The sequence below is a fragment of the Stenotrophomonas sp. LST15-1-1.1 genome, assembly GCF_040815575.1.
Classification (GTDB): Bacteria; Pseudomonadota; Gammaproteobacteria; order Xanthomonadales; family Xanthomonadaceae; genus Stenotrophomonas; species Stenotrophomonas lactitubi_B.
On sequence record NZ_JBFPNJ010000029.1, the window covers coordinates 461,747 to 487,528 of the forward strand.

Annotated in this window: 17 protein-coding genes and 4 tRNA genes; 15 read left to right on the forward strand and 6 right to left on the reverse strand. The window is 66.8% G+C overall.

The features are described 5' to 3' along the window. Positions 1–5: 5 nt before the first annotated feature. From MRBLST15_RS14710 to MRBLST15_RS14750, 9 genes are all read left to right on the forward strand, one after another. Positions 6–1,691: a tetratricopeptide repeat protein gene (locus tag MRBLST15_RS14710; RefSeq protein ID WP_265951251.1), complete on the forward strand. Its 1,686-nt coding sequence runs from the start codon at positions 6–8 to the stop codon at positions 1,689–1,691. Beyond that, a complete protein-coding gene (gene lolB, locus MRBLST15_RS14715) occupies positions 1,688–2,347 on the forward strand; it encodes a lipoprotein insertase outer membrane protein LolB (protein ID WP_180166826.1) in 660 nt (219 codons plus the stop codon). Before MRBLST15_RS14710 ends, lolB begins: the two co-directional genes overlap by 4 nt. Next, positions 2,344–3,213: a 4-(cytidine 5'-diphospho)-2-C-methyl-D-erythritol kinase gene (gene ispE, locus MRBLST15_RS14720; protein ID WP_367786466.1), complete on the forward strand. Its 870-nt coding sequence runs from the start codon at positions 2,344–2,346 to the stop codon at positions 3,211–3,213. Before lolB ends, ispE begins: the two co-directional genes overlap by 4 nt. 11 nt (positions 3,214–3,224) lie before the next feature. Further along, positions 3,225–3,301 (forward strand) — tRNA-Gln (locus MRBLST15_RS14725). A 138-nt stretch (positions 3,302–3,439) separates the two neighbouring features. Next, positions 3,440–4,399: a ribose-phosphate diphosphokinase gene (locus MRBLST15_RS14730; protein WP_025879147.1), complete on the forward strand. Its 960-nt coding sequence runs from the start codon at positions 3,440–3,442 to the stop codon at positions 4,397–4,399. A gap of 107 nt (positions 4,400–4,506) precedes the next feature. Next, positions 4,507–5,124: a 50S ribosomal protein L25/general stress protein Ctc gene (locus tag MRBLST15_RS14735; protein WP_100463166.1), complete on the forward strand. Its 618-nt coding sequence runs from the start codon at positions 4,507–4,509 to the stop codon at positions 5,122–5,124. A 50-nt stretch (positions 5,125–5,174) separates the two neighbouring features. Further along, entirely contained in the window at positions 5,175–5,753 is a 579-nt protein-coding gene (gene pth, locus MRBLST15_RS14740; protein ID WP_367786469.1) for an aminoacyl-tRNA hydrolase, read from the forward strand. Positions 5,754–5,915: 162 nt separating this feature from the next. Beyond that, a complete protein-coding gene (ychF, locus tag MRBLST15_RS14745) occupies positions 5,916–7,007 on the forward strand; it encodes a redox-regulated ATPase YchF (RefSeq protein WP_025879150.1) in 1,092 nt (363 codons plus the stop codon). Between the two features lie 110 nt (positions 7,008–7,117). Next, a complete protein-coding gene (locus MRBLST15_RS14750; RefSeq protein WP_265951247.1) occupies positions 7,118–7,759 on the forward strand; it encodes a hypothetical protein in 642 nt (213 codons plus the stop codon). A gap of 397 nt (positions 7,760–8,156) precedes the next feature. Here the strand turns inward: MRBLST15_RS14750 and MRBLST15_RS14755 are convergent, their stop codons facing one another. The 6 genes from MRBLST15_RS14755 to MRBLST15_RS14780 form a co-directional block, all read right to left on the reverse strand. Beyond that, a complete protein-coding gene (locus MRBLST15_RS14755) occupies positions 8,157–11,393 on the reverse strand; it encodes an autotransporter outer membrane beta-barrel domain-containing protein (RefSeq protein WP_367786471.1) in 3,237 nt (1,078 codons plus the stop codon). Between the two features lie 262 nt (positions 11,394–11,655). Next, the gene (locus MRBLST15_RS14760; RefSeq protein ID WP_205404585.1) at positions 11,656–12,297 is read right to left on the reverse strand and encodes a response regulator transcription factor; all 642 of its coding nucleotides are present in this window, start codon (positions 12,295–12,297) and stop codon (positions 11,656–11,658) included. Then, positions 12,294–15,494: a hybrid sensor histidine kinase/response regulator gene (locus MRBLST15_RS14765; RefSeq protein ID WP_367786473.1), complete on the reverse strand. Its 3,201-nt coding sequence runs from the start codon at positions 15,492–15,494 to the stop codon at positions 12,294–12,296. The genes MRBLST15_RS14760 and MRBLST15_RS14765 overlap by 4 nt, the downstream gene beginning before the upstream one ends. A 126-nt stretch (positions 15,495–15,620) precedes the next feature. After that, positions 15,621–16,838 (reverse strand): EAL domain-containing response regulator, encoded by a 1,218-nt coding sequence (locus MRBLST15_RS14770; RefSeq protein WP_367786475.1) that lies wholly within the window; start codon positions 16,836–16,838, stop codon positions 15,621–15,623. Then, positions 16,835–19,600 carry a response regulator gene (locus MRBLST15_RS14775; RefSeq protein ID WP_367786477.1) on the reverse strand — a complete coding sequence of 922 codons (2,766 nt, stop codon included), beginning with the start codon at positions 19,598–19,600 and terminating at the stop codon, positions 16,835–16,837. Before MRBLST15_RS14775 ends, MRBLST15_RS14770 begins: the two co-directional genes overlap by 4 nt. Before the next feature lie 177 nt (positions 19,601–19,777). Then, positions 19,778–22,516: a TonB-dependent receptor plug domain-containing protein gene (locus MRBLST15_RS14780; protein ID WP_367786479.1), complete on the reverse strand. Its 2,739-nt coding sequence runs from the start codon at positions 22,514–22,516 to the stop codon at positions 19,778–19,780. 170 nt (positions 22,517–22,686) lie between these two features. Here MRBLST15_RS14780 and MRBLST15_RS14785 point away from each other — a divergent pair, with 170 nt between their 5' ends. From MRBLST15_RS14785 to MRBLST15_RS14810, 6 genes are all read left to right on the forward strand, one after another. Beyond that, positions 22,687–23,706 carry a cyanophycinase gene (locus tag MRBLST15_RS14785; protein WP_367786481.1) on the forward strand — a complete coding sequence of 340 codons (1,020 nt, stop codon included), beginning with the start codon at positions 22,687–22,689 and terminating at the stop codon, positions 23,704–23,706. Between the two features lie 112 nt (positions 23,707–23,818). Continuing rightward, the gene (locus tag MRBLST15_RS14790) at positions 23,819–24,829 is read left to right on the forward strand and encodes an isoaspartyl peptidase/L-asparaginase family protein (protein ID WP_367786483.1); all 1,011 of its coding nucleotides are present in this window, start codon (positions 23,819–23,821) and stop codon (positions 24,827–24,829) included. A 144-nt stretch (positions 24,830–24,973) separates the two neighbouring features. Beyond that, positions 24,974–25,059 (forward strand) — tRNA-Tyr (locus MRBLST15_RS14795). Between the two features lie 26 nt (positions 25,060–25,085). Continuing rightward, positions 25,086–25,159 (forward strand) — tRNA-Gly (locus MRBLST15_RS14800). 48 nt (positions 25,160–25,207) lie between these two features. Continuing rightward, positions 25,208–25,283: transfer RNA gene (locus MRBLST15_RS14805), tRNA-Thr, on the forward strand. A gap of 39 nt (positions 25,284–25,322) precedes the next feature. Beyond that, positions 25,323–25,782, forward strand: a 460-nt coding sequence (locus MRBLST15_RS14810) for a GTP-binding protein (protein ID WP_367786485.1), incomplete at its 3' end; no start/stop codon positions are given.

Consider the following 25,782-nt stretch of genomic DNA (forward strand, 5'->3'; position numbering starts at 1 on the left):
CGACGATGCCCGCATTGATTCGCATCCCCAGTGTTCTGCTGCTGTCTCTGGCCTGTGCCCAGGCCCTGGCGGCGGTGCCCGCCAAGGCGCCTGCACGGCCCGCGGTGACTGAGGAACTGGCGCTGGAGCCCGTCCTGGCAGGCGAGTTCGCCCTGCAGGCGGGCAAGCTGGCCGACGCCGCGCGCTGGTACCTGCAGGCCGCCCAGCAGACCGACGGCGACGCCGGCCTGGCCGAGCGGGCGACCCGCATTGCCATGCTGGCCAACGAAGATGATGCTGCGGCCAAGGGCCTGGCCCTGTGGCAGCAGCGTGCGCCACGCTCATTGGCGATGCGCAGCGCCGCCGGTGCGCTGGCGATGCGCCAGGGCGATGTGAAGGCTGCGCGCAGCGAGCTTCAGGCCTTGTTGCAGGACCCGGGCGACGAGGGCTGGAAGTTCGCCCTGGGCGCCCTGATCGGCGGCGGCCGCGATCCGGCCGTGCCGGCCCAGGTGCTGGGCGAGCTGGTCGATGCGAACGCCATTCCCCAGAAGATCGAGGCCTGGCAGGAGTTTGGACGCCTGGCGTTGCGCATGGAAAAGCCCGAGCTGGCGCGGCGCATGATCGATGAGGTGGTCAAGCGCTTCCCCGAGGAGCCGCGCGTCGCCTTGCTGCGCGCCAGCCAGCTGCAGCAGGCCGGACAGACCGAGCAGGCGCTGTCGCTGCTGCGTGGGGTGGAACCGAAGACCCGTCAGGATCCGGAACTGCGCAATGCGGTGGCCATCGCCTATGACAGCCTCGGCCAGCCGGCAGCAGCCGAGCGCGTGCTGGCGGTCGGTCCGCAGAATGTGCAGACCTGGGGAATGCGCGCTTCGCTGCTGGCCAAGCAGGGCGACAAGGCCGCGCTGTCCAACCTGTACAACGAGCTGTCGCGGCAGGCGGCCAAGCCGGACCCGGCGCAGCGCCTGTTGCTGGGCAAGATCGCCGAGTACCTCAAGCGCTACCCGGAGGCGGTCAACTGGTACCACAGCGTGCCCGGCGGTGATGAGCTGAACGAAGCGCGCCTGCGTGCGGCCAATGCGCAGGGGCTGGCAGGCCGGCAGTCGCTGGCGCTGGATGAAGTGCATGCGATCCAGTCCGATGCCGGGGTGGATGACGATGTGCGGCGCGATGCGTATCTGCTGGAAGCCGAGCTGCGCCAGCGCGCCGACGACCTTCCCGGCGAGATCGATGCACTGGCCCGTGGCCTGGCGGCGTATCCGGACGAGAACGGCCTGTTGTATGCCCGAGCGCTGGCCTGGGAGCGTCGCGATGACATCGCCCGTGCCGAGGCCGACCTGCGCAAGATCCTGGTGACCGAGCCGGAGAACGTGCCGGCACTGAACGCACTGGGTTACACCCTGGCCGACCGTACTGGCCGTTACCAGGAAGCGCTCGAGCTGATCGACCGCGCACGCGTGGCCGAACCGGACAACGCGGCCATCGTCGACAGCTATGGCTGGGTGCTGTACCGGCTGGGGCGCAACGCCGACGCGCTGGTGCAGCTGCGCCGCGCCTGGACGCTGGCCAAGGACCCGGAAATCGCCGCCCACGTGGGCGAGGTGCTGTGGGTGCTGGGCAAGCACGATGAAGCCCGTCACTTCTTCGAGGAAGCGGCCCGGCTCGACCCTGAAAACCGCGCGCTGCTGCGCGCCCGCGAGAAATTCAATCCATGAGTGTTTCCACGATCCGGCCGTTGTTGCTGGTGGCCGTGACCCTGGCCCTGAGTGCCTGCACCACCGTTGGCCGGCAGAAAACGCCGGCGCCGGCCGTGGTCACCACCGTTTCCGCCGAAGCGGCCGCCGCCGAGACCGCTCGCGTGGATGCCGTGCGTTCGGCCGCGGACTGGAATTTCCAGGGCCGGGTGGCGGTCAGCAAGGGCAAGGATGGTGGCAGCGGCCGCATCGACTGGAAGCAGGAAGGCCAGCGCTATGTCGTCGAACTGAGCGCCCCGGTGACCCGCCAGAGCTGGAAGTTGAGCGGTGATACCCACCATGAAGCCGGGCGCCTGGAGGGACTGGCCGGTGGTCCGCGCGAGGGTGAAGACGCGCAGGCGCTGCTGCTGGAGGCGACCGGCTGGGATATTCCGGTCAATCAGCTGCCGGACTGGGTACGCGGCCTGGTCGCAGGCGACAGCGCGGGGCCGGGAAAGATCGATCGTGATGCGGATGGCCGTCCGCGGCGCATGCAGCAGATGGGCTGGGTGATCCAGTATCTGGACTGGTACCCGGCCGAAGCCGGACGGCCGGCCCTGCCGCGCAGGGTCGAAGCGGTCAATGGCGACGCCAAGGTGCGCCTGCTGGTCGACCAGTGGGGCCAGGGCGCACCATGAGCGCGCGCGGGGATGACGCGGGCTGGTCCTGGTGGCCGGCCCCGGCCAAGCTGAACCTGTTCCTGCACATCACCGGCCGCCGTGCCGACGGCTACCACGAGCTGCAGACGGTGTTCCGCCTGCTCGACTGGGGAGACCGGATCGGCCTGCGCCTGCGTGAAGACGGCCAGGTGCGGCGGCAGGGCGAGGGTCTGGCCGGCGTCGCCGAGGCCGATGATCTGGCCGTTCGTGCAGCGCGGATGCTGAAAGAAGTGGCGAATGTCGATAAAGGTGTCGACATCATCGTCGAAAAGCACGTGCCTGCAGGCGGCGGTTTCGGCGGCGGTTCGTCCGATGCGGCCACCGTGCTGGTGGTGCTGAACCGGCTCTGGGGCGCGGGGCTGGACGAGAATGCGCTGGCCGCGCTGGGGCTGCGTCTCGGCGCCGACGTGCCGGTGTTCGTGCGTGGCCACAACGCTTGGGCCGAAGGGGTGGGCGAGCGGCTGCAGCCGATCACCCTGCCGCAGGCCTGGTATGTGCTGGTCGAACCGGGCGTTCACGTGCCCACGCCCCTCCTGTTCGCTGATCCGGATTTGACGCGCGACAGTCCACAGGCGAAAATAGAGGACTTCGCTTCCGGCTCGCTGGTCGGGAACGTGTTCGAACCGGTGCTGCGCCGCCGTGAGCCTGCCGTCGAGGCGGCGCTTGCTGCGTTGAGCGACATCGGCACGGCACGTCTGACCGGTTCGGGAAGTGGTTGTTTCGTCGAGTTCGATTCGCAGGCTGCCGCCGAGCAGGGACGAGCGAAGTTGTCGAAGGAGTTGCGGGCAAGGGTGGCTGCGGGCGTTGCACGTTCGCCACTGCTGGATGCACTCGAGCAACACTGATTCATCAATGCAGGGGCGTCGCCAAGAGGCCCAAGGCACCAGGTTTTGATCCTGGCATTCGGAGGTTCGAATCCTCCCGCCCCTGCCAATGCGGCTGCGTCCGCGCCTTCCAGCGCATCACCTGCGCGGGACGTGGGAACAGCCGCGGTGTTGTCAGCAGCAGGGGCCGAAGTGGTCCTTGCCGCTACCGGATCCCCGCCACTCGTCCCCGCCCGAGACAATCATGATGCAAGAGTCCCCGAACCTGCTGGTCTTTTCCGGCAACGCCAACAAACGTCTGGCGCAGAACATCTGCAAGGAACTGGGAGTGCGCCCGGGCAAGGCGCTGGTCTCGCACTTCTCCGATGGCGAAGTGCAGGTGGAGATCGAAGAGAACGTCCGCAAGCAGGACGTGTTCGTGATCCAGCCGACCTCGGCGCCGAGCGCGGAGAACCTGATGGAACTGCTGGTGCTGATCGACGCGCTCAAGCGCGCATCGGTGGCCAGCGTGACCGCCGTGGTGCCGTACTTCGGCTACTCGCGCCAGGATCGCCGCATGCGTTCCTCGCGCGTGCCGATCACCGCCAAGCTGGCGGCGAAGATGTTCAGCACCGCCGGCGCCGATCGCGTGCTGACGGTCGACCTGCACGCCGACCAGATCCAGGGTTTCTTCGATATTCCGGTCGACAACGTGTATGCCTCTCCGCTGCTGCTGGCCGACATCTGGCGCGCCTACGGCACCGAGAACCTGATTGTGGTGTCGCCGGACGTGGGCGGCGTGGTCCGCGCCCGTGCCGTGGCCAAGCGCCTGGATGACGCTGACCTGGCGATCATCGACAAGCGCCGTCCGCGCGCTAACGTCTCCACCGTGATGAACATCATCGGTGACGTCGAAGGCAAGACCTGCGTGATGGTCGATGACATCGTCGATACCGCCGGCACCCTGTGCGCCGCTGCCGCTGCCCTGAAGGCGCGCGGTGCGCTCAAGGTCGCCGCCTACTGCACCCACGCGGTGCTGTCGGGCCCGGCGGTGGACAACATCACCAATTCCCAGCTCGATGAGCTGGTGGTGACCGACACCATCCCGCTGAAGGACGCCGCGCGGGTGTGCAGCAAGATCCGCCAGCTGAGCGTGGCGGAAATGCTGGCCGAAACGATGCGCCGCATCGCCTTCGGCGAGTCGGTCAGCTCGCTGTACGTCGATTGATTTTTTCGTCCCCGCCGGCAACGGCAGGGACACACTGGGCACTTCTGGTCGCGGAAGTGCCTTCAACCGCCAAGCCGCAAGGCAAGGCAACAACCGAGTAGTCGAAAATGTCGAAGACCCATGAAATCAAGGTCACCAAGCGTGAACTGCAGCGTAAGGGTGCGAGCCGCCGCCTGCGTACCGCTGGTGTGATCCCGGCGATCGTGTACGGCGGCAACGCCGAACCGGTCGCCATCAGCCTGGACCACAACGAAATCTGGCTGGCCCAGCAGAACGAGTGGTTCTATGCCTCGATCCTGGACCTGAACCTGGACGGCCAGGTGCAGAAGGTGCTGCTGCGTGACATGCAGCGCCATCCGTTCAAGCAGCTGATCATGCACCTGGACTTCCTGCGCGTGAACGAGAACGAGAAGCTGACCGCTTCGGTTCCGCTGCACTTCATCAACGAAGACACCTCGCCGGCTGGCAAGGCTGCCGACGTCGTGGTCACCCACGAACTGAAGGAAGTGGCCATCAGCTGCCTGCCGAAGGACCTGCCGGAGTCGATCGAAGTCGACCTGGGCGAGCTGAAGGCTGGCGACGTTGTGTACCTGTCGGACATCAAGCTGCCGAAGGGCGTGGAAATCCCGGCGCTGGCGCTGGGCAAGGACCACGACGACGCCATCGTCACTGCCAAGCACGGCAAGCAGGACGCTGCCGACGCTGAAGAAGCAGCGGCCGAGTAATACCCCGCGGCGCCTGTCCTTCGGGGCAGGCGCCGTATCTGGATGGAACGATGGCAGGATTGCGACTGATCGTCGGTCTGGGCAACCCCGGATCGGAGCACGCCCGGACCCGGCACAATGCCGGGTTTCATTTCGTTGAGGCCCTGGCCGAAAAAGCCGGTGCACGATGGAACGTGGACAGCAAGTTGTTTGGCGAGACCGCCAAGGTCGACATTGCCGGACAGATGGTGTGGCTGCTCAAGCCCGCCACCTTCATGAACCTCAGCGGCAAGTCGGTCACCGCCGCGCAGCGGTTCTGGAAGATCGAGCCGGAGGAAACCCTGCTGGCCCACGACGAACTGGACCTGTCGCCCGGCGTGGCGCGGTTGAAGTTCGACGGTGGCCACGGTGGACAGAACGGCCTGCGTGACACCATCCGGTTGCTCGGCCACGGCAAGTTCCATCGCCTCCGCGTCGGCATCGGCCATCCCGGCCACAAGGATCGCGTGGTGGGCTGGGTGCTGGGACGCCCCTCCAAGGAAGATGAAGTACTGATCTCGCGCGCCATCGACGATGCGATCGACGTGCTGCCGTTGGCGGTGCAGGGCGATTTCAGCGAAGCGATGAAGCGGCTGCACACCCCGAAATAATTGTGCCGGTAGGTACCGACCGTTGGTCGGTACGGAAACAACCGGCCCCGGTAGATGCCAACCTTGGTTGGCACAGATGTTGATCGGCAACACCGAGATGGATTGGCCAAGCGGCGCGCGCGCTGTTTCACCAATCACTTTCACCCCAGAGAGCTGTCACCCATGGGTATCAAATGCGGCATCGTCGGCCTGCCCAACGTCGGCAAGTCGACCCTGTTCAACGCGCTGACCAAGGCGGGTATCGCCGCGGCGAACTTCCCGTTCTGCACCATCGAACCCAACGTCGGCATCGTGCCGGTGCCGGATCCGCGCCTGAACGAACTGGCAGCGATCATCAACCCGCAGAAGGTCATCCCGACCGCGGTCGAGTTCGTCGACATCGCCGGCCTGGTGGCCGGTGCCGCCAGCGGCGAAGGCCTGGGCAACAAGTTCCTGGCCCACATCCGCGAAGTGGATGCGATCACCCACGTGGTGCGCTGCTTCGAGAACGCTGACGTCATCCACGTCAACAACAAGGTCGACCCGATCTCGGACATCGACACCATCGATACCGAACTGGCCCTGGCCGACCTGGACAGCGTCGAAAAGGCACTGAACCGCGCCGAGCGTGCGGCCAAGGGCGGCGACAAGGACGCAGCGGCACGCAAGCCGGTGCTGGCCAAGCTGCAGGCCGCGCTGGCCGACGGCAAGGCCGGCCGTTCGGCGGGTCTGGACGAGGAAGAGAAGGCGCTGGTGCGCGATCTGTTCCTGCTGACCCTGAAGCCGGTGATGTACATCGCCAACGTGCTGGAAGACGGTTTCGAGAACAACCCGCACCTGGATGCGGTGCGCGCCCGTGCCGCCGAAGAAGGCGCCCAGGTGGTGCCGGTGTCGGCAGCGATCGAAGAAGAGCTGTCGCAGCTGGACGACGAAGACCGCGATACGTTCCTGGCCGACCTCGGCCTGACCGAGCCGGGTCTGAACCGCGTGATCAACGCGGCCTACAGCCTGCTCGGCCTGCAGACCTATTTCACTGCGGGCGTAAAGGAAGTCCGCGCGTGGACCGTGCGCAAGGGCGCCACCGCGCCGCAGGCCGCCGCGGTCATCCATACCGACTTCGAGAAGGGCTTCATCCGCGCCGAAACCATCGCGTATGACGACTTCATCAAGTACAAGGGCGAAGCCGGCGCCAAGGAAGCGGGTCGCCTGCGCCTGGAAGGCAAGGAATACCGCGTGCAGGAAGGCGACATCCTGCATTTCCGCTTCAACGTCTGATCGACCGCGCGTCGTGATGTCCAACAAGGCCCCGCAGTGCGGGGCCTTGTTGTTTCCGGGGTTGCGCGGCATCCTGCGCGGCGAATCGAGCGACCAGGGAAGGCTTGGCCATGACGCCCCCACAATCCGACATGCCGCGCCCCGGCGGTGCTGCCCGGCTGCTGCTTGGCCTGCTCCTGCTGCTGGCCGTGGCCGTGTGTGCTGTCATCACGCTGGGCGCGGTGGCTACGGCCTTCTCGCTGCAGGACCGCGAACATGTGCAGGGCGCCGTGCACCTGCTGATGGGCGATGCGCCGTCCTGGCGTGGTGGACTGACCTTCGTCTGGCAGCGACTGACGTCTACGTTGTCGGGGCCGGCCGGCGTGATGCTGATGATCGCCGCAGTGGCAACCTGGGGTGCGACATCGGCCGCCATCGCCTGCGCCCGGCTGGCCAACGCCACGGCGCCCGTCCTGCGCACCGCTGGCAGCCGGCTGCAACGCGTGGGCGTGTGGGTGCTGCGTGCGGCGTTGCTGATCTTCGCCTTGCCGCTGCTCTACAGCGGCCTGCGTTCCGCAGTGGAAGTGCTGCGGGGCTGGAGCCGGATGCGCGCGATGGGCATCGACGGCTCAGCTGTCGCCCGGCACATCGCCAACGGCGGAACGGACTTCCATATCGCGCTCTCCTGCCTGCTTGGTGCTGCGCTGCTGGGGGTGTTGCTGCTGCTGACGCTGCGCTGGCGTGCCCCTGGACAAAAAATCATCATGCATTGAAGCGCTTGCAGTGCGGGGCTCGCAGCCACTTGTCCACACCAAACCCCCATCGCTTTCCACGCGCGGTGTGGAAAACCACGGGTAGCCCGCCTGGTGGGTGACAACCTTGGTTGGCACAGCACGGCATGGACAAATTTTCACCACGCCTTGGAACGCCTGCGCCGCAACGCTCGCACCTACTTGTCCACACCAAGTTCCCATCGCTTTCCACGTGCCGTGTGGAAAACAAACGTCGGCCTGGACAAAAAATCACCACGCCTGCAAACGCTTGTGCGGCAGTGCTCGCGCCCACTTGTCCACATCCAGCCCCCATCGATTTCCACGCGTGGTGTGGAAAACAACGAGGGGTCCGACGAAGCATCGCCGGACCCCTCGATGGGCTCGCCAGCAGTACGTCTTACCAGCGGTAGGAGACGCCCAGCTGACCGCTGGTATCGCGGAAGCCCATGCCACCGGTCTGCCGGCTGATCTCGCCCCAGCCGCGCCAGCCACCCGACAGATTCACCTGCACGCCAGCCTTGGCTTCGTAGATGTCACGCGGCAACTGCCGGCGCAGGCGTTCGCCGTCCACGGCGATGGCCGCGTCGTTGCCACCGGACCACCAGTTCACCGCGACGAACGGCTGTACCTGCCCCTGGCGCTGCGTCAGCGAACGGGTGTACAGGCGCAGGCCCACACGCGTGGTGGTGCTGTCCTTGTCGTAACCTTCAACCGCCGTGCCGTTGGCCTCGACCACGAGGTCGGCGTCGTAGCGGCTGTGGATCACCTGCAGCTGTGGCTCCAGGTAGACACCGCGCTGCGCCGTGCGCTGCACGGGCAGCACATAGCCAGCCTCGGCCGAACCGGTCCAGCTGTGCGAGCGATAGCGCTCCTTCTGCAGCCCTTCGCCCTGCACGCTGTTGCGGAACCGCCCGTATTGCAGCCAACCGTCCACATACGCGCCGTGGTCCATCCGTGCGTCCTGCAGCCAGGTGGCATACAGGCCCAGGCTGGTGCCGTTGACCACACCGCGCGCGGTGTAGCCGGTCACCTGCGATCGACTGTCGTTGCGCGCCCGGCCCTGGCCGGCCATCACACCTGCCTGCAGCTGGCCACCCGCATTGGCTTCGAAGCGACGACCGACACCCAGCAGCACGCTGTTCAGTTCGCTGTCCACATCCACCTGGCGGCCGCGGCTGCCGGGCTGGCTGCTGCGCACCTGTGCCCATGCAATGGCGTCGCTGCTGCTGTCGGCGGCATCGGCGGGATCGCCGCTGCGGTCGTACAGGCTGTGCCGGAACATGCCCAGCGCACTGTTCTGGTTGGCCATGTACACCGCCGGCTCCGGGCGCTCCACGCGTGGCGGGGCCGGCGGAAGCGGCGGGTCGACCGGCGGACCCGGCGGCCCCGGCGGATTGATCGGCGGAGCAGGCGGATCAATCGGCGGCTGCGGCGGATCGGGCGGTTCCGGCGGGTCGACCGGCGGTACGTATTCCGAGCGCAGGTACCAGTTGCCGTCGTCCGGCGTGGCGACGCCACCCTTGTACAGGAAGTAATCGTAGGCGCCGGCCACCGCGCGTCCCTGCAGCGAGAACTGCGCATCGGACTGGCCACCCACGCTGATCAGGCGGATGCCTTCGCTGGTCAGGGCACCGGCGCCCCCCGCGTTGCGCACGCTGACAGAGGCCGTGCCACTGCTGTTGCCCTGGATCACCAGCTGGTCACCCCGCGAGGCATCGTCGCCCAGTGCGCGGTTGAACAGCCAATGGCCATCGTTGCCGACATAGTCGCCGGTGACGGTCAGGGTCTTGAAGTCGTCGGTGGTGGGTGCGACGAAGGCGATGGTGCCGGCATGGTCCAGGGAGCCGACGCTGGAAGTGCCACGCACGTTCCACTGGCTGCTGCCATCCATCGCCAGCTGTGCGACCTGGTAGCCGGAGTCGTTGCGCAGTGCACCGTTGAACACGGTGCCGTTGCGCAGCGTCATCTGCACGTTGGCGGTGGCGCTGTCGACCACGACATCGCCGGTCAGGCGGCTGTTGTCGGCAGTGAAAACAATGTCCGCGGTGGCGACCGAGCTTCCATCGGTGAACACCGTGTCGCTCACCCGCAGCAGGCGGCCACCGTCGAGGCTGTCCTGCTGGCGCGCGACGACATCGGTGTTGTTGAGCGTCAGCTCGTGGTTGCTGCCCTGCAGCCACAGCGCGGGACCGTCCTGGGTCTGCAGGGTGCTGTTGTTGAACACCAGACGGTCCCAGTACGGCCCGAACACCGTGATGTAGGAGCGATAGGCACCCGAGTTCGTCCCTTGTGCATGGATGCTCAGGTTGTCGGCGGTGAGCTTGGCGGTGTTCATCTGCACGATGCCGAACGAGGAGGCACCCCGCGTGGTGATCGAGCCTCCGTCCAGCTGCGCATCGGCCGTGCTGCCACCGAGGAAGACGCCGCCGCCGCCGGTGCCGTAGGTGGTGATGTCCAGATCCTTGGCACGGATGCGCGAATAGGGCGTCGGTGGATTGCTGCCCGAGGCGCGCAGGCCGTAGACCCCGTCGCCGTGGGTGTCGATGCTGCCGCCGGTGATCGTGGCGGTACCGCCCCAGACGTCCACGCCGTGGCCGTAGCCGTTGTCGCCGTAGGTGCTGAGCGTGGTATCGGTGAGGTCGGCCAGCGAGTCTGCGCCGGACAGCCAGATGCCGGAATAACCATCGCGCACGGTGAAGTGGGCGCCGTTGGCGGTCAGCTTCGCCCAGCTGTTGACGTTGACGCCATAGCCGCCGACGGTCTCGAAGCGGCCGCCGGTGATATCGGCGGTGGAGTACAGCCGGTTGCCACTGTTGCCGAGCAGACGGATGCTGCCGCCCTTGCTGCTGGCGCTGCCTCCGATGATCTGCAACGTGCCACCGTTGCTGATATCGAAGTAGCCGTTGACCACGTCCACATCGCGCAGCGACAGCACGCTGCCGCTGCCGTTGGAGGACACGCGACCGCTGTAGCCGCTGCTGGCTTCGGCGAAGGTCATCTTCAGCGATTCCAGCGACAGCAGCGCGCCACCCTCGGCGTACACCGCGCTGTTGGCGCCGTTGTTGATGCTGGTTCCGGATACATGCAGCTCGCTGCCGACGCCAGTGGAGTACAGGGCGTGGCCGCCGCTGCTGACACTGCCACCGTTCAACCACACCTTGCCACCGCCGGTGGCATTGACCGTGCCGTAGCCCGAGCCGTTGCGGTAGGCATTGATGACCAGGTTGTTGGCCCGGATCACACTGCCCGCACCGCTGGCGTTCAGCGCATAGCCGACGGTGGTGCTGCCATCGCCGACCTGCAGGATGCCGCCCTCGATCAGGACGCTGCCGCCGGCGCTGGCAAGGATGCCGCTGCCGCCTCCGGTGCTGGAGATCCAGCTGCCATTGACGGTAATGGTGCTGCCGACACCATTGGCCTCCAGGGCGTAGCCACCAGCACTGTGTGACAGGGTGTCGTCGGCGCCCAGCTGCAGGCTGCCGCCATCGGTAACCTTCAACGGCCCCTGCAGTTCGGCCGCGTGCACGGGCAGGGCGGCCCACAGCGCGCTGGCCAGCAGGCTGGGAATCAAGGGGAAGCGCGAAGCGCGCGCGCAGGCGGACGCACGGCGGCGCCGTGGGGGAGAGGCGTTCATGCTGGTGGATTCCTGTGGCAGGGCGCAGCGCGGCTGCGCGATCTGGCGCGGCAGGGCCGCGTCGCTGTGGAAACCGGGTGCGATGGCCACTGCAGGCGCCATCCGGTTTCCCTCCCGCCGGCAAGGCGATGACGAGGGGGAGTCGTCACCGTGGCGGGATGCGTCCAGACTAGAAATCAGCCCTGTCCTATGGAATCAGGCGTTTCCTAAAGCACTTCGTGCCCTGTGCATGGGCGGGGCACGGTTCAGCGATGTGGAGGCCTCAGCCGAACATCGACGACTGCAGGCAGTACTCGATCAGCGCCTGGTCGCTGTCCACGCCCAGCTTGCGCATCGCGTTGATTTTCTGCGTGCTGACCGTCTTCGCACTGCGCTGCAGCTGGCGGGCGATGTCGCCCACGCTCATGCCGCCGGTGAACAGACGGATGACTTCCAGTTCGCGCGGCGAAAGGCGCGCCAGCACCGCCTCGGCATCGGCCGGTTCTGCGGCCGCAACCGGCAGCAGGCCAGGTGGACGGTAGACGCGGTCGGCCAGCACCGTGCGCAGCGCCTGCACCAGGCTGCCCAGGCCGTGGCTCTTGAGCACCACGCCGCTGGCACCGGCTGCGTACATGGCCGCCACCAGCGAGGGATTGGAGACCATCGTCAACACCAGCAGACGCACATCGGGGAAGCTGCGACGCAGGAACGAGATCAGCTTGATGCCATCGCCGAAGCTGTCCCCCCCGGGCATGCTGTAGTCGGTGATCACCGCATGGGGCAGGGTGCTCGTCATCAGCTCGATCAAGGTCGCTGGATCGGCGGCCTCGCCGACCACGTCCAGGTCCAGTTCGCCGGCCAGCACATCGCGGATGCCGGCAAGCACGATCGGGTGGTCGTCAGCGATGAGGATGCGGGTGGTCATGGCGGTGTCGGCTTGCTGGGGGATGAGGGGGCGGCGACGTGCACCAACGGTTGCAGCAGCCGCTGCAGGCGCCGTTGGAAATCCGCGAGCGCCCCGGCCAGAGCAGGCAGCGCGTCGCCGTCGCCGATCTGCTGTTCGATCTGCTGGCCGTATGCCACCAGCGCCGGTGCGCCAACGATCACCAGTGCGCCGCGGATGCGGTGCAGTACCTGTGCCACGCGTTCGGGGGCGCCATCGTCGATCGCCCGCCGCAGGCTGTCCAGGTCGGCCTGCATGGTCTGCACGAACAACGCCTGCATTTTTTCCGGAACCTGCAGGGGAGCATCGGCTCGGTCGTCGATGGGTTCGCTGTGCGGCTGGGCTGCAACCTGGCTCAGCAGCCGCTGCAGTGCTGCCAGGGTGATCGGCTTGACCAGCACGCCCTGCATCCCCGCGTCATGGCAACGCTGCCGCTCCGCCGGGTCGGCGTTGGCGGTTGCGCCATGGATCGGTACGTCAACCCCACGCGCGCGCAGTGCACGGGCCAGACCGTAACCGTCCAGTCCCGGCATGTTGAGGTCGGTCAACACCAGGGCGAAGGGACGCTGTGGCCAATAGTGCAGGGCTTCATTGCCGTCACTGGCGACCACGGCGTGGCAGCCGAGCTGTTCCAGCTGGTCACGCAGGATCGCCTGGTTGATCGGGTTGTCTTCGGCGACAAGGACCTGCAGCCCGAAACTGCGTGGCGCCGGCAGACGTCCGTTGACCTCGGCGGGCACGGTTCGCCCGCCTGCAGCCGCCAGCGCGAGCACGATCGCATCCAGACGATGCACGCCGACCTGCCAATGCCCCTGCACTCGTTGCGGCTGCATTCCGCCTTCGCGGCAGGCCACCACCTGCGGTCCAGTCCACGTGGGCGTACCCTCGTCCAGCACAAGGTCGAGCATTACCGTGCCGGGATCGACAAGCTCCGGCGCATCATCGCGATGCATGCTGGCCTGTACGCCGCGCTGCTGCAAGCGCTCGCATATCGATTGTGCGAACTCGCGGACGCTGCCACGAACCTGCACCGGCAGTGCTGCCGGCAATCGCGATGAAGCCGCCTGCAGCGGATCGGGTGTTGCCTCGGGCAGCGGCAGTTCGACCGAGAAACTGCTGCCCAGGCCGCTTTCGCTGACCACCCGCAGGTGGCCTTCCATCATCGTGGTCAGATGCGCACAGATCGCCAGGCCCAATCCGGTGCCGCGCATGGCATCGGTACCGGGGTTGGCCTGGAAGAAAGGTTCGAACAGATGTGCCTGGTGCTCGCTGGCAATGCCGATGCCGGTATCGGCTACCTGCCAGCGCAGCCAGCAGCGGTCATCAATGCGCTGCGCACCCAGTCGCACCACGACCCGGCCGCTGTCGGTGAACTTCAGCGCGTTGCTGATCAGGTTGTTGAGGATCTGGCGGATGCGCGCGGCGTCACCGTTGACCGCAGCCGGTACGTCCGGATCGATGCAGGCGTAGAACTGCAGGCCCTTGTGTGCGGCGGCAGCGGCGTAGGAGTCCAGCGCGTCTTCGGTCAACCGCACCGGATCGAACGCGCCGGGTTCCAGGCTCAGCTGGTCGGCCTCGGCCTTGCTGACATCCAGGATGTCGCTGATCAGCTGCATCAACGTCGATGACGAACGCTGGATCGTGTCCAGGTAGTCCTGCTGGCGCGCATCCAGCGGGGTCAGGCCCAGCAGCTCCAGCGTGCCGAGCACGCCGTACAGCGGGGTGCGTATCTCATGGCTCATGGTGGCCAGGAACTGGCTCTTGGCCCGGTTCGCCTGGTCGGCCGCTCGCCGTGCCTGCTGCAGCACCTGCTCGGCCTCGTGCTGGCTGCTGAGGTCGATGAACAGGCACAGCACGGCGGGTTCGCCGCGATAGCGCGCGGGCGTCGCGGTGATCAGCAGATGGCGGTTGTCCGGCGTGGTGTAGGCCAGGCCATCGCCTGCCGTGGTGCCGCCAGCGGCGAGCACGCTGCGTCGCCAGGGGCCGTGCCAGCCACCGTCGTCGTGGTCTTCCCCCAGCCACCGACGCGCCAGCGCGTTGTCCAGCAGCACACGGCCATCGGTACGGCGCAGCAGGCACAACCCGATCGGCGCGTTGTCGAGGATGGTGCGGCTGAAGGCCTCGCTTTCCAGCAATCGTGCATGGTTGCGGCGCAGTGGCTCGATCACCGAGCGCCGGTAGGCACGCAGGATCAGCACGCCACCGGTGGCCAGCAGCAGCGCCACCACCATGCTGCCCAGCAGCGGCCCGCGCGGGTGCTGGAACACCTGCTGCCAGCCCACGTGATACACCGCCAGCCAGCCCTGTTCGCTGCGCATGCGGAACAGCAGGCCGTCCAGGCCCGCGCGCCAGGATGTACCGGCGCGGCTGGCATCGCTGGCATCACCGAGCAGCAGGCGGCCGTTGCCATCGAACAGCGACATCCGTTCGAACACCGGCGTACCCATCACCTGGCGGTAGTCATCAACGCGGCCGGGATCCAGCAGGCAGGCCATTGCGGCCAGCGACTCGTCCTCGCTCTCGCCCCACAGGCGGGCATCCTGCGGTGCGTGCGCGATGGCAAGCAGCCGGGTCTGTCCCTCGCGCCAGGCCACCGGCGTCCACACCACGTTGCCGCGGCGCAGCGCCGGCCGTTCGCGCAGAACCTGGTGGATGGCGGTCAGTGCTGGTTGCAGGTGATGCGGGCTGCTCTGACCCGGGTCACCACGCACGGTCTGGATCGGTGCAAGCAGGCCACGGCGGCCCTGGCCATCGACCAGCAGGCACTGCGGCGGTGGAAACCGGGAGGCCGCCCAGAAAGCACCGTAGAAGCGCAGGAAGCGGTCGCCCAGTTCCGCCGTTGCCTGTGTCGGGGCGCCGCCGTCGCCACCGATCCGCGCGAAACTGGCGAACAACGGGCTGGGTTGTGCACTTGAGGCGGCTTCGTCCACGGCCTGCCCGCCATTACCCACGTCATGCAGGCGCCATTGCCGCAGGAAGCGTTCCTGTTCCTGCAGCGTGCCGTCCAGGCGACGGAAGTGATAGCGGATCTTGCTCTGTTCTTCGTTGAACAGCTGGCTGCCGGTGGACAGCAGCAGGCCGGCCTGCAGGGTGGCCAGCACCACCACGCCAATCAACAGCGCATGTACACGCAGGGAGCGGCGGGCGAGTCGGCGTACGGGAGCGGCCTCGGCCGGCATGGACAGGTCTCGGAGCAGTAGGCGGTCGATGGCGGCCCGAAGGGCCCAGGGCACGGCCGGTACCGCCGCGCAGAGAGGATCGTCAAAGACTCTTGATGGGATTGTGAAGCCTTTCCACCGCGCCTGTCAGCGCGACGCGGCCCGGTTGCTGGCAGTGGCCGCATGGGGAACCTCTTCGTCCAGCAGACGGGTGAAGTCGTCCGAGGGCAGCGCCTGCGAAATCAGGAAACCCTGTACCTGGTTGCAGCCGAGCTGACGCAGCGCGGCCAGATCGGCATCGCTCTCCACGCCTTCGGCAACGATGGTCAGGCCGAGCTGGTTGGCCAGCGCGATCACGGTGGTCAAGGTCAGGTGCAGGGCGGGATCACGCGCGCAACCGCTGACCAGCGCACGATCGATCTTGACCTCGGTGAAGGGTGTGTTGACCAGGTTGTGCACCGAGCTCAGCCCTTGGCCGAAGTCGTCCTGGGCCAGGCCGAACCCCTTCATCCGCAACCGGCACGCGCCTGCATAGAAGTCGCTGACGTGCCGGGTGGTGCTGTTCTCCATCAGTTCGAAGCAAAGATCCGCCGGATTGCCACCCGCGGCCAGGGTCAACGCCAGCAGTTCATCCGGAAGATCGGACTGCTCCAGCAGGTGCGGCGGCAGGTTGATCGATACCGGCACGCGGAATCCCTGCGCGCGCCAGCGCGCCTGCGCCTGGATGCTGGCGGTGAGCATCGCGCGCAGCAGTTCGCCCTCCAGGCCATGGCGGCACAGCGCCGGCAGGAAACTGCCGGGCGCCAGCGTCCCCAGCTGCGGGTGGCGCCAGCGCACCAGTGCCTCGGCGGCAACCACGCGCCCGGACTGCAACGACTTCTTCGGCTGGAACCAGGCGGTCAGGCTGCCGTCGGCCAGCGCCTGCCGCAGCTGCGCCGCGTCCGGCTCGGGCGTCAGCGCCGCAGGGCTGGTCCGCACCGCTGGCCGTGTCTGGGCCAGTGCATCGAGCAGTGCATCGACATCGCTGGCAGCGACCGGCTTGGCCAGCAGGCCGACCACGTCCAGGCCCAGTGATTCGGCCATCAACCGCGCCGAACTCATCATCCTCCGCGAGGCTGCGCTGACCAAGGCAAGCCGCGGCGGGCGCGGTTGCGCGGCCAGCGCCTGGATGAACTGGATGCCATCCTGGCCGGGCATCAACAGATCGCTCACCACCAGGTCGTAGGCCTGGCAGGCACAAAGCGCGATCGCCGCGTCCACATCTTCGCAGGCGTCGACCTGCACGCCGGCGCGCGCGCTGAACAGATTGACGAGGTAACCACGTTGGAACGGCTGGTCTTCCAGGATCAGGACACGGCGGGTCATGCGGGATCTCCTTGGCGAACGGCGGAAAGCGCCTGACGCAGGCGTGCGATGTCGATGGGTTTGCTCAGATAGCCCTGCATGCCGCTGGCCAGGCAGCGCTCGCGCTCTTCGGCGGTCGCGTTGGCGGTGGCGCCGATCACCGGCAGCAGGTTGCCCTCTGCCCGCAGCCGGCGCGCCAGGGTATGGCCGTCCATGCGCGGCATGTTGATGTCGGTGACCACCAGGTCGAAATCATGGGTCTGGCACAGCTGCAACGCCTCCACGCCATCCTGCGCAAGCTCCACCTCGCAGCCCAGGGCCTGCAGCTGTTCGGCCAGGATCACCCGGTTGATCGGATTGTCTTCCACGGCCAGCACCCGCAGTCCCAGCGGGCCCGGTTGCACATCGCGCGCTGCGGTCGGCAGCGTTGCGCATTGCCGCTGCTGGCGTGCGACCGCCAGGGCGATCGAGGACATGCCATGCAGGGTGACCAGCAGCGCGCCATCGGCGGTGGGTGCGGGTTGGTCGCCACCATCGATGGAGGCCAGCACTCGCGGGCCCTGCCACGCCAGCGGCTGTTCCGCCTCGCCATCCATCAGGATCGCCCCGGCGTGGTCGAGCAGGGCAGGGTCGCCCTGCAGCGGCTGCGCATTGGCACCCCAACGTCGCAGCCAGCCACAGGCACTGTCGACCAGCTCGCGGTCGCGGCCGCGCACGTAGACCGGCGGTTCGGCCAGCAATGCCGGGCCATCCTCGGTCGCGGCCAGCACCGGCAAGGGCAGGCGCACGGTGAAACTGCTGCCCAGTCCCGGTTCGCTGACCACGCGCAGTTCGCCACTCATCAACCGCACCAGCCGGTCGCTGATCGACAGGCCCAGCCCGGTGCCCTGCGCGCTGGCCGCGCCCCGGACCTGGCGGAAGGGCTCGAACAGTCGTGCCTGTTCCTCGGTCGCGATGCCCACGCCGGTATCGGTGACCTGCCAGGCCAGCACGCTCGACTCGCCTTCGCGCTGCACCAGGCGCGCGCGCAGCACCACCCGGCCATGCTCGGTGAACTTGATGGCATTGCTGAGCAGGTTGCCCAGCACCTGGCGGATCCGGTCGGCATCGCCAAGCACCCGTGTCGGCAATCGCGGATCGGTGCAGACCAGTACCTGCAGGCCCTTGCGCGTGGCCGCAGCAGCGAAGCTGCGCAGCACGCTCTCGGTCAGCTCGCGCGGCGAGAACGATGCCGGCTCCAGGCTCAGCTGCCCCGACTCGATCTTGGACACATCCAGTACGTCGCTGATCAGCTGCAGCAACACCGACGAGGAACTCTCGATGGTGCGCAGGTACTGCGACTGACGCGCATCCAGCGGCGTGCGGCCGAGCAGCTCCAGCGTGCCAAGCACTCCGTACAGTGGCGTGCGGATTTCATGGCTCATGGTTGCCAGGAACGCGCTCTTGGCCTGGTTGGCGGCGTCGGCCGCCTGCCGCGCCGACGACAGCGCCGCCTGTGCCTGCCGATGGCGTGAGATGTCATGGAACACGCACAGCAGCACGTCGTCATCCTGGTAGCGGCAGGCCGCATGCAGCACCTGCAGCTGGCGACCGTCGCGCGCGGTGAACTCCAGCCCGCGGCCGCGTTCGCCGGCATGCCCGCGCCACGGTGCCTGCCAATCGCTGTCGGTGCCGTCCTCGCCCAGCCAGTCGCGCAGCAGCTGGTTGGACAGCAGCAACTGGCGGTCGCTGCGACGCAGGACGCAGATGCCGACCGGCGCCAGGTCGATCACTGTGGAACTGAAGTCCAGGCTTTCCAGCAAGCGCCGATGCTGCAGCAGGGCTGGCTGGATCAACTGGCGGTCGACGCGGTGCCGCAGCAGGCGCAGGGCAATGCCAGCCAGCAGCAGCAATGCACTGCCGATCAGCAGCGAAGTGGCCATGTCGCCGAGCAGCAGGCGCGGAGGCAGGTGATAGACCAGCCGCCAGCCGTCATTGCCCACGCCCTTCACCAGAGCCACGCCGCGCGGCAGACCCGTGCTCCAGAGCACGCCGAAACTGTCGTCCTGGCGCTGCTGCAGTGCTTTCCAGCCTGCGCTGTCCAGCCGCGGTGCCAGGCTCGACAGCGCGGGCTGCCCGTCGCGGTCCAGCAGGGCGTAGCCGCCGATGCCCTGGCCATCGATCATGTCCGCGGCGGCCGCACTGTCCAGCAGCAGCATCAGCCACTGGCTCGGCTGCGGCCCGGCCTGTACCGGTTGGGCCAGGGCGACCCCGGCGTCACCCGCGCGCAGCCAGTACACCGGATCGGTACCGGCAAGCGTGCCGCTGCGCTGCCGCAGCACCTGCAACGTGGGCAGGCCGGCGATGTCAACGTCGGCCTGGCCGCCTGCCAGCCAATGCGTTCCCTGCGCATCGACCAGCAGCAGATGGGTCTGCAGGGTCTGCAGCGTGTGCTCCGCGCGCGGCGACAGCAGCAGGCCCTGGCCCGGCTTGCCACCCGGTCCGTCCAATGGCAGCTGGCGTACGCCCTCGCTGGACGGCACCGACGGATCACCCACCACTACCGAATCGCCCAGGTAGCGCAGCAGGGCTTCGCGCTGGTCGAAATAGATCTGCGCCTTGTACGCGGCAGCATTCATGTCGCGGCGGTGGCTGGAGATGTCTTCGGTCAACGCGGTCAGCAGGTAGAAGCCGGTGGCGGCCGCCAGGCACAGGAACACGCACACCGTCAGCCAGCGCAGCAGCACCGAAGCGGTGGTCGGCGGTGCGACCAGGGGCAGGGAAGGGCGAGGGAATCGGAACATGCACCGATCCTAGGGAGGACGGTCACCCGCCCGGAATCAGCCATGTCCTAAAAAGCGGCCTGCATCCCGTGCAGGAGACCACCGGCGGGGAACCGTTCAGGCTGGCGCTGGGCCGGCGCTCAAAAAAAGACCCCCGCCGAAGCGGGGGTCCGAGGCGTGCAGCCAGCAGGGGCGCCTTTACAGCGGGCTGCCGCCGAACTTGTGCGTGTACTGCAGGTTGATGGTGCGGCCGACGCTGTCGAACCAGGACACGTCGTAGTACGGGTACGCGGTGTAGGTCCTGTCCTTCGGCGGCATCTTGTTGAACACATTGACCACCGACAGCGACAACCGCGAGTGATCGTCGAAGCGGTACTGCAGCGAAGCGTTGTAGCGGTACGTCGCCTTGATCCACGGGCTGTCGCCGCTTTCCTCATCGAACACCTGATCGTAGCTGTCCGAGGTCGGCAGCTTGCCCAGGCGCGAGCCGTACACGGTGGCCGACCAGGCATCCCTCTCCCAGGTCACGCTGACACTGGTCTTGGTGCGGGGAATATCGAAACCGCTGTTGATCGCGAACTGGTCCTGGGTCACATCACCGGCATAACGCTGGAAGTCATGCTTCTTCACCCAGGTGTGGGTGCCATTGAAGATGAAGTCGCCGATGCCGGTCTGCAGGCGGTAACGCAGGCCGACGTCGATGCCGGAGGTGGACTCGCGCGCAACGTTGATCGGGTTCACATGCACGCCGTACAGACGGCCATCGGCAGTGCGGGTGATGCGGGCCAGGGCGTCCACGCAGGTCGGCGAGGCGGGGTCGGCGCTGCCCAGCCGGCAGTTCGCCTCGTTGGCCAGGATCGTGCGTACGTCCATGTCCTGCACCTGGTCGCGCATGTCGATGTTGAACCAGTCGGCCGACAGGTCCAGGCCGATAGCCGGCGACCACACGAAGCCAGCGCTCCAGGAGGTGCTGGTTTCCGGCTCCAGCTCGCGGTTGCCACTGCGGCTGCGGATCACGTTGCGCTCGTAATCAGCGCAGTCATCGGCGGCATCGGCGCGGCAGTTGTACAGATCTTCCGCGCTGGTCTCGTCGTTGCCCGGGCCGGCGAAGACATAATGCAGGTCCGGCGCGCGGAACGCGGTGCCGTACGAACCGCGCACCAGCAGGGTGTCGATCGGACGCCATTCCAGGCCACCGCTCCAGGTGGCTTTGCCGATGGTGTGGCCCGAATAGCGGTACTGGTCGTAACGGCCGGCCACGCTCAGGTTGACCGTTTCATGCAGCGGCATGCGCAGCTCGGCAGCAGTCGCCCAGCGGTTGCGCGAGCCCTTGCCGTCCGAATCCTTCCAGCTGTAGTAGTAATAGCCGGTCGCCAGCGGGTCCGGATTGAGTGCATAGGCCTGCTGGCCCACCTCCACCGTCGCGGCAAAGCCGGCATCGCCACCGGGCAGGGTGAACAGCGAACCATTGGTCAGCGTCAACGCCGCTGTCTCGGTGCGCGACTTCGGCGTATAGGTGGTGCGTGCGGCGATCGAATCGTACTCGGCACGGGTCAGCGGCCGGTACAGGCGCGACGGATCGGCGTTGTAGATCGGGAAGCCGTCATCGTCCTCGCCCAACTGCGGGCCCAGGAACAGGTCGTTGGCCTTGGACGCGATGATCTGCGCCCAGCTGATCCGCGACTGGTACTGCGAATGGCTCAGCGCCGCTTCGTAGTCCCAGCTGCCGGTCAGGTTGCCCTTGAAGCCAGTGGTCACGCTGAAGGTCTTCTGCGTGCTGCGCACCATCGCATTGTCCAGTCCGCCCATTTCCTCGGGCGAGAACTGGCGCTGCCAGAATTCGATCTCTCCGGTCGCTTCATTGTTGAAGTAGCCCGATTCATCACCGTCGGCGGCCATGCGGCCCCACTTGGTGACATCGCGCATCAGCGACATCGTGTGGTAGCCCAGCTGCACGTCGGCGAACCATTGCTGGCCGTTGTCGAAGTCGTAGCTGAGCGAGGCATAGCCGTTGGCGCCGCGACGCTTGCTGAGGATCGTGCCGTAGCCGATCGCGCTGTCGCTGCCGCAGTAGTAGCCGTAGCGCGGGCGGAACGCGCGGTAGGTGCTGCCCTGGTTCTGCGCCGACAGTGCATCACACGTCGCTGCGCCCGGGTCCAGGTAGTCATCGTTGTAATCGGTGCGCAGGTAGGAGCGACGGGCGATGCGCGCGCCTTCCGTCGGGCCGTCCTGGGTCGAGTCCTGGATGTCGCGGTCGTAGGCCCACAGCGGCGTCTGCGACTGCAGTTCGACGCTGTACACCGCATTGAAACTGCCACTGCTGAAGCCGCTGGCCAGGCTCATGTCGAATGATTCACCACCGCCTTCGGTAGTGGTGCCCATGCGCATGTCGATGGTGGTGCCATCGGCCTTCTTCTTCAGGATGAAATTGACCACGCCGGCGATTGCATCCGAGCCGTAGATCGCCGACGCGCTGCCGGTCAGCACTTCAATGCGGTCGATCATGCCCAGCGGAATGTTGGACACATCGGTGAAGTTGCTGCGGCCCTTGAACGGCATCGGGAAGTCGGCGATGCGTCGGCCGTTGACCAGCACCAGGGTGTGGTTCGGCCCCAGCCCACGCAGGTCGACCTGCTGCGCGCCTGGCGAGAAGTCGGCGCCGCCGGAGGACTGCTGGCTCTGCGTCTCACCGCCGTTCTGGGTCATCGCGCGCAGCACGTCCGGTACGGTGGTGAAGCCGCTGGAGCGGATCTGCTCTGCGTTGATGACAGTGATCGGCGCCGGTCCTTCGACCTGGGCGCGCGGGATGCGTGAGCCGGTCACCTGCACCGCATCCAGCTGTTGTACCGAAGAGGAAGCGGGAGTCTGCGCCGCCGCCGAAGCAGCAACGCCCATCAACGCCAGCTGGATCGACCACGCCATCGCCTGTCTACGCATGAGAAATTCTCGGAAGTAATGCCGGCCCGCAGAGGAGGGGCCCTGTCCCCCATTCACATTTCAGGAATGGGCGCGCGCATTTAACGCCTTTTTCATGTCCTTGACTACTGGGGATATGTCTGGCAAAGAGTGAAAACGGTTGCAGGTCGTTTTTGTTCAGGGAGATCAAGATGCGACGCCTTCGCTACGGGCTGTCTTGCCCGCTCCTCGCCTTGCTGCTGTCGGTGCTCTGCTGGTCCTCGCCAGCAGCTGCACAGGAGCTGATGGAGCCGGGCTTCGCCTACTACGAAGTGGGTGATCTGGATGCGCCGCGGCCCGGTCCGCGCGCCCCCGCGATGATGCTGATGGGCGGCGGCGAATGGGTCCCCGAGGCCTTCCAGTGGTGGCTGCGCCAGGCCGGCAATGGTCGCGTGCTGATCCTGCGCGCCTCCGGCACCGATGAGCTGCAGGACCGCCTGTACCGCGAGATCGGCGGCACCACCGCCGTGCAGACCCTGGTGTTCGACAGCCGCCGCGGCGCCGACGACCCGGCCGTGCTGCGGGTCGTGGCTGCGGCCGATGCGATCTTCATCGCCGGCGGCGATCAGTCCCGCTACATCCGCTTCTGGAAGGGCACCGCGCTCAATCGCGCGCTGAATGCCCACGTGCGCGCCGGCAAACCGATTGCCGGCACCAGCGCCGGCCTGGCCATCCTCGGCGGCTACGCCTATGGCGCGCTGGACGGCGGCAGCATCGACTCGGCCAGCGCCATGGCCGACCCGATGGGCGAGGCCGTCACCCTGGACCGCGGCTTCCTGCAGTTGCCCTACCTGCAGCGGGTGGTCACCGACACCCACTTCGACAAGCGCGACCGTCTCGGTCGTCTGATCGTGTTCGTGGCCCGCGCCGCGCATGACAGTGGTGACCCGGACATGGTCGGCATCGGCGTCGACGAAGATACGGCCCTGTGCGTGGAGCCTGACGGCCAGGCCCAGGTCTACAGCGCCGACGGCGAAGGCAAGGTCTGGGTGGTCAGCCCCGGACGCGATGCCGACCGTCTGGTGGAAGGTGAACCCCTGCGCTTCCACGCAGTGCCGGTCACCGTGGTGGCCAGCGGCAGTCGCATGCGCCTGGACGACTTCGAGGCCGAGGCCGACTACCAAGTCTTGGCTGACATCAGCGACGGTGAGATTGAAGTCATCCGCCAATGATCCACCATGCCCTGCCGATGCCGATGCCGATGCCGCTGCGCTGTGGCTTCCGCCGGGCCCGGGCCGGCGCTACCGTGCATTCCAACCCCTGTCCTGCTGGAGATCTGCTTCCATGAAACTGCGCCTGGCGCTTTCCGCGCTTTTGTCCCTGCCGCTGCTGGCCCAGGCCGCGCCCACCGCATCACCGCTGCTGGTCATCCACGGCGGCGCCGGCGTCGAGCGCAAGGATCTCTCGGCGGCGGAAGAGCAGGCCGCGCGCGCTGCGCTGAAGGCAGCATTGCTGAAGGGCCATGCCGAGCTAGCCGCCGGGCGTCCCGCATTGGCGGCGGTCACCGCGGCCATCACCGTGCTCGAGGATGATCCGACCTTCAACGCAGGCAAGGGCGCGGTGTTCACCCATGAAGGCCGCAATGAACTGGACGCGGCGGTGATGGACGGGGTCACCCAGGCAGCCGGCGCAGTGGCCGGCGTGCAGCGCGTGCGCAACCCGATCCTGCTCGCGCAGACGGTGATGCAGAAGTCCAGGCACGTGATGATGGTGGGGCAGGGCGCCGAAGCCTTCGCCACCGAACAGGGCATGACCCTGGTCGACCCCTCCTACTTCCGCACCGACAAGCGCTGGCAGCAGCTGCAGCGTGCGTTGAAGGAAGAGGCGAGCGGGCAGGCGCACACCGACCTGGAAACCGCAAAGCACTTTGGCACGGTTGGTGCGGTCGCCCTGGATGCGCAGGGGCATCTTGCTGCAGGCACTTCCACTGGCGGCATGACCAACAAGCGCTATGGCCGTGTCGGCGATTCGTCGATCATCGGCGCGGGCACCTGGGCCGATGCGCGCTGTGCGGTATCGGGTACCGGTTGGGGCGAGTACTACATCCGCACCGCGGCCGCCCATGAGATCTGCGCGCGCATGCGCTACCTCGGTCAGTCGCCGGAACAGGCGGGCAAGGGCGTGATCAACGACGCGATTCCGCAGATGGGCGGCGACGGCGGCGCAATCGTGCTCTCCGCAGATGGAAAAGTGGCAGCGCCGTTCAACACCCAGGGCATGTATCGGGGCTGGATCGGGGCCGACGGCGTTGCCCATGTGGCCATCTTTGCCGACGAGACACTTGCACTGCCCTGAGCAGACCCTTGCGTATCAAGGGGTTTGCGACGCGTGTGAAAAAAAGTGAAAAAAAGCGTTGACAGACCCCCGCTTCATCTCCAGAATTGCGGGCTCACCACCACACACCGCAACGCTTCGGCGGCACGGGACGGGGTGGTAAAAGGAGGGATACCCAAGCGGCCAACGGGGGCAGACTGTAAATCTGCTGGCTTACGCCTTCGGTGGTTCGAATCCACCTCCCTCCACCAGCTTCACGTTGTGGCACATTCCCGGTGCGGGAGTAGTTCAATGGTAGAACCTCAGCCTTCCAAGCTGATGGTGCGGGTTCGATCCCCGTCTCCCGCTCCATTGAGTGAACTTTGAATATTATCGAGTTCATGCCATAATGCAAAACTCGCTCACATAGCTCAGTCGGTAGAGCACTTCCTTGGTAAGGAAGAGGTCGAAGGTTCGATTCCTTTTGTGAGCACCATCTTCAGCACCACACCAGACGAATTCGAGATAAGTAGCCATGGCCAAGGGTAAGTTCGAGCGCACCAAGCCGCACGTCAACGTCGGCACCATCGGTCACGTCGACCACGGCAAGACCACGCTGACCGCCGCACTGACCAAGATCGGTGCAGAGCGCTTTGGTGGCGAGTTCAAGGATTACTCCGCGATCGACGCCGCGCCGGAAGAAAAGGCACGTGGCATCACGATCTCGACCGCACACGTCGAATACGAATCCACCGTTCGTCACTACGCCCACGTCGATTGCCCGGGCCATGCTGACTACGTCAAGAACATGATCACCGGTGCTGCCCAGATGGATGGCGCGATCCTGGTGTGCTCGGCCGCTGACGGTCCGATGCCGCAGACCCGCGAGCACATCCTGCTGTCGCGTCAGGTCGGCGTGCCGTACATCGTCGTGTTCCTGAACAAGGCCGACATGGTTGACGATGCCGAGCTGCTGGAACTGGTCGAAATGGAAG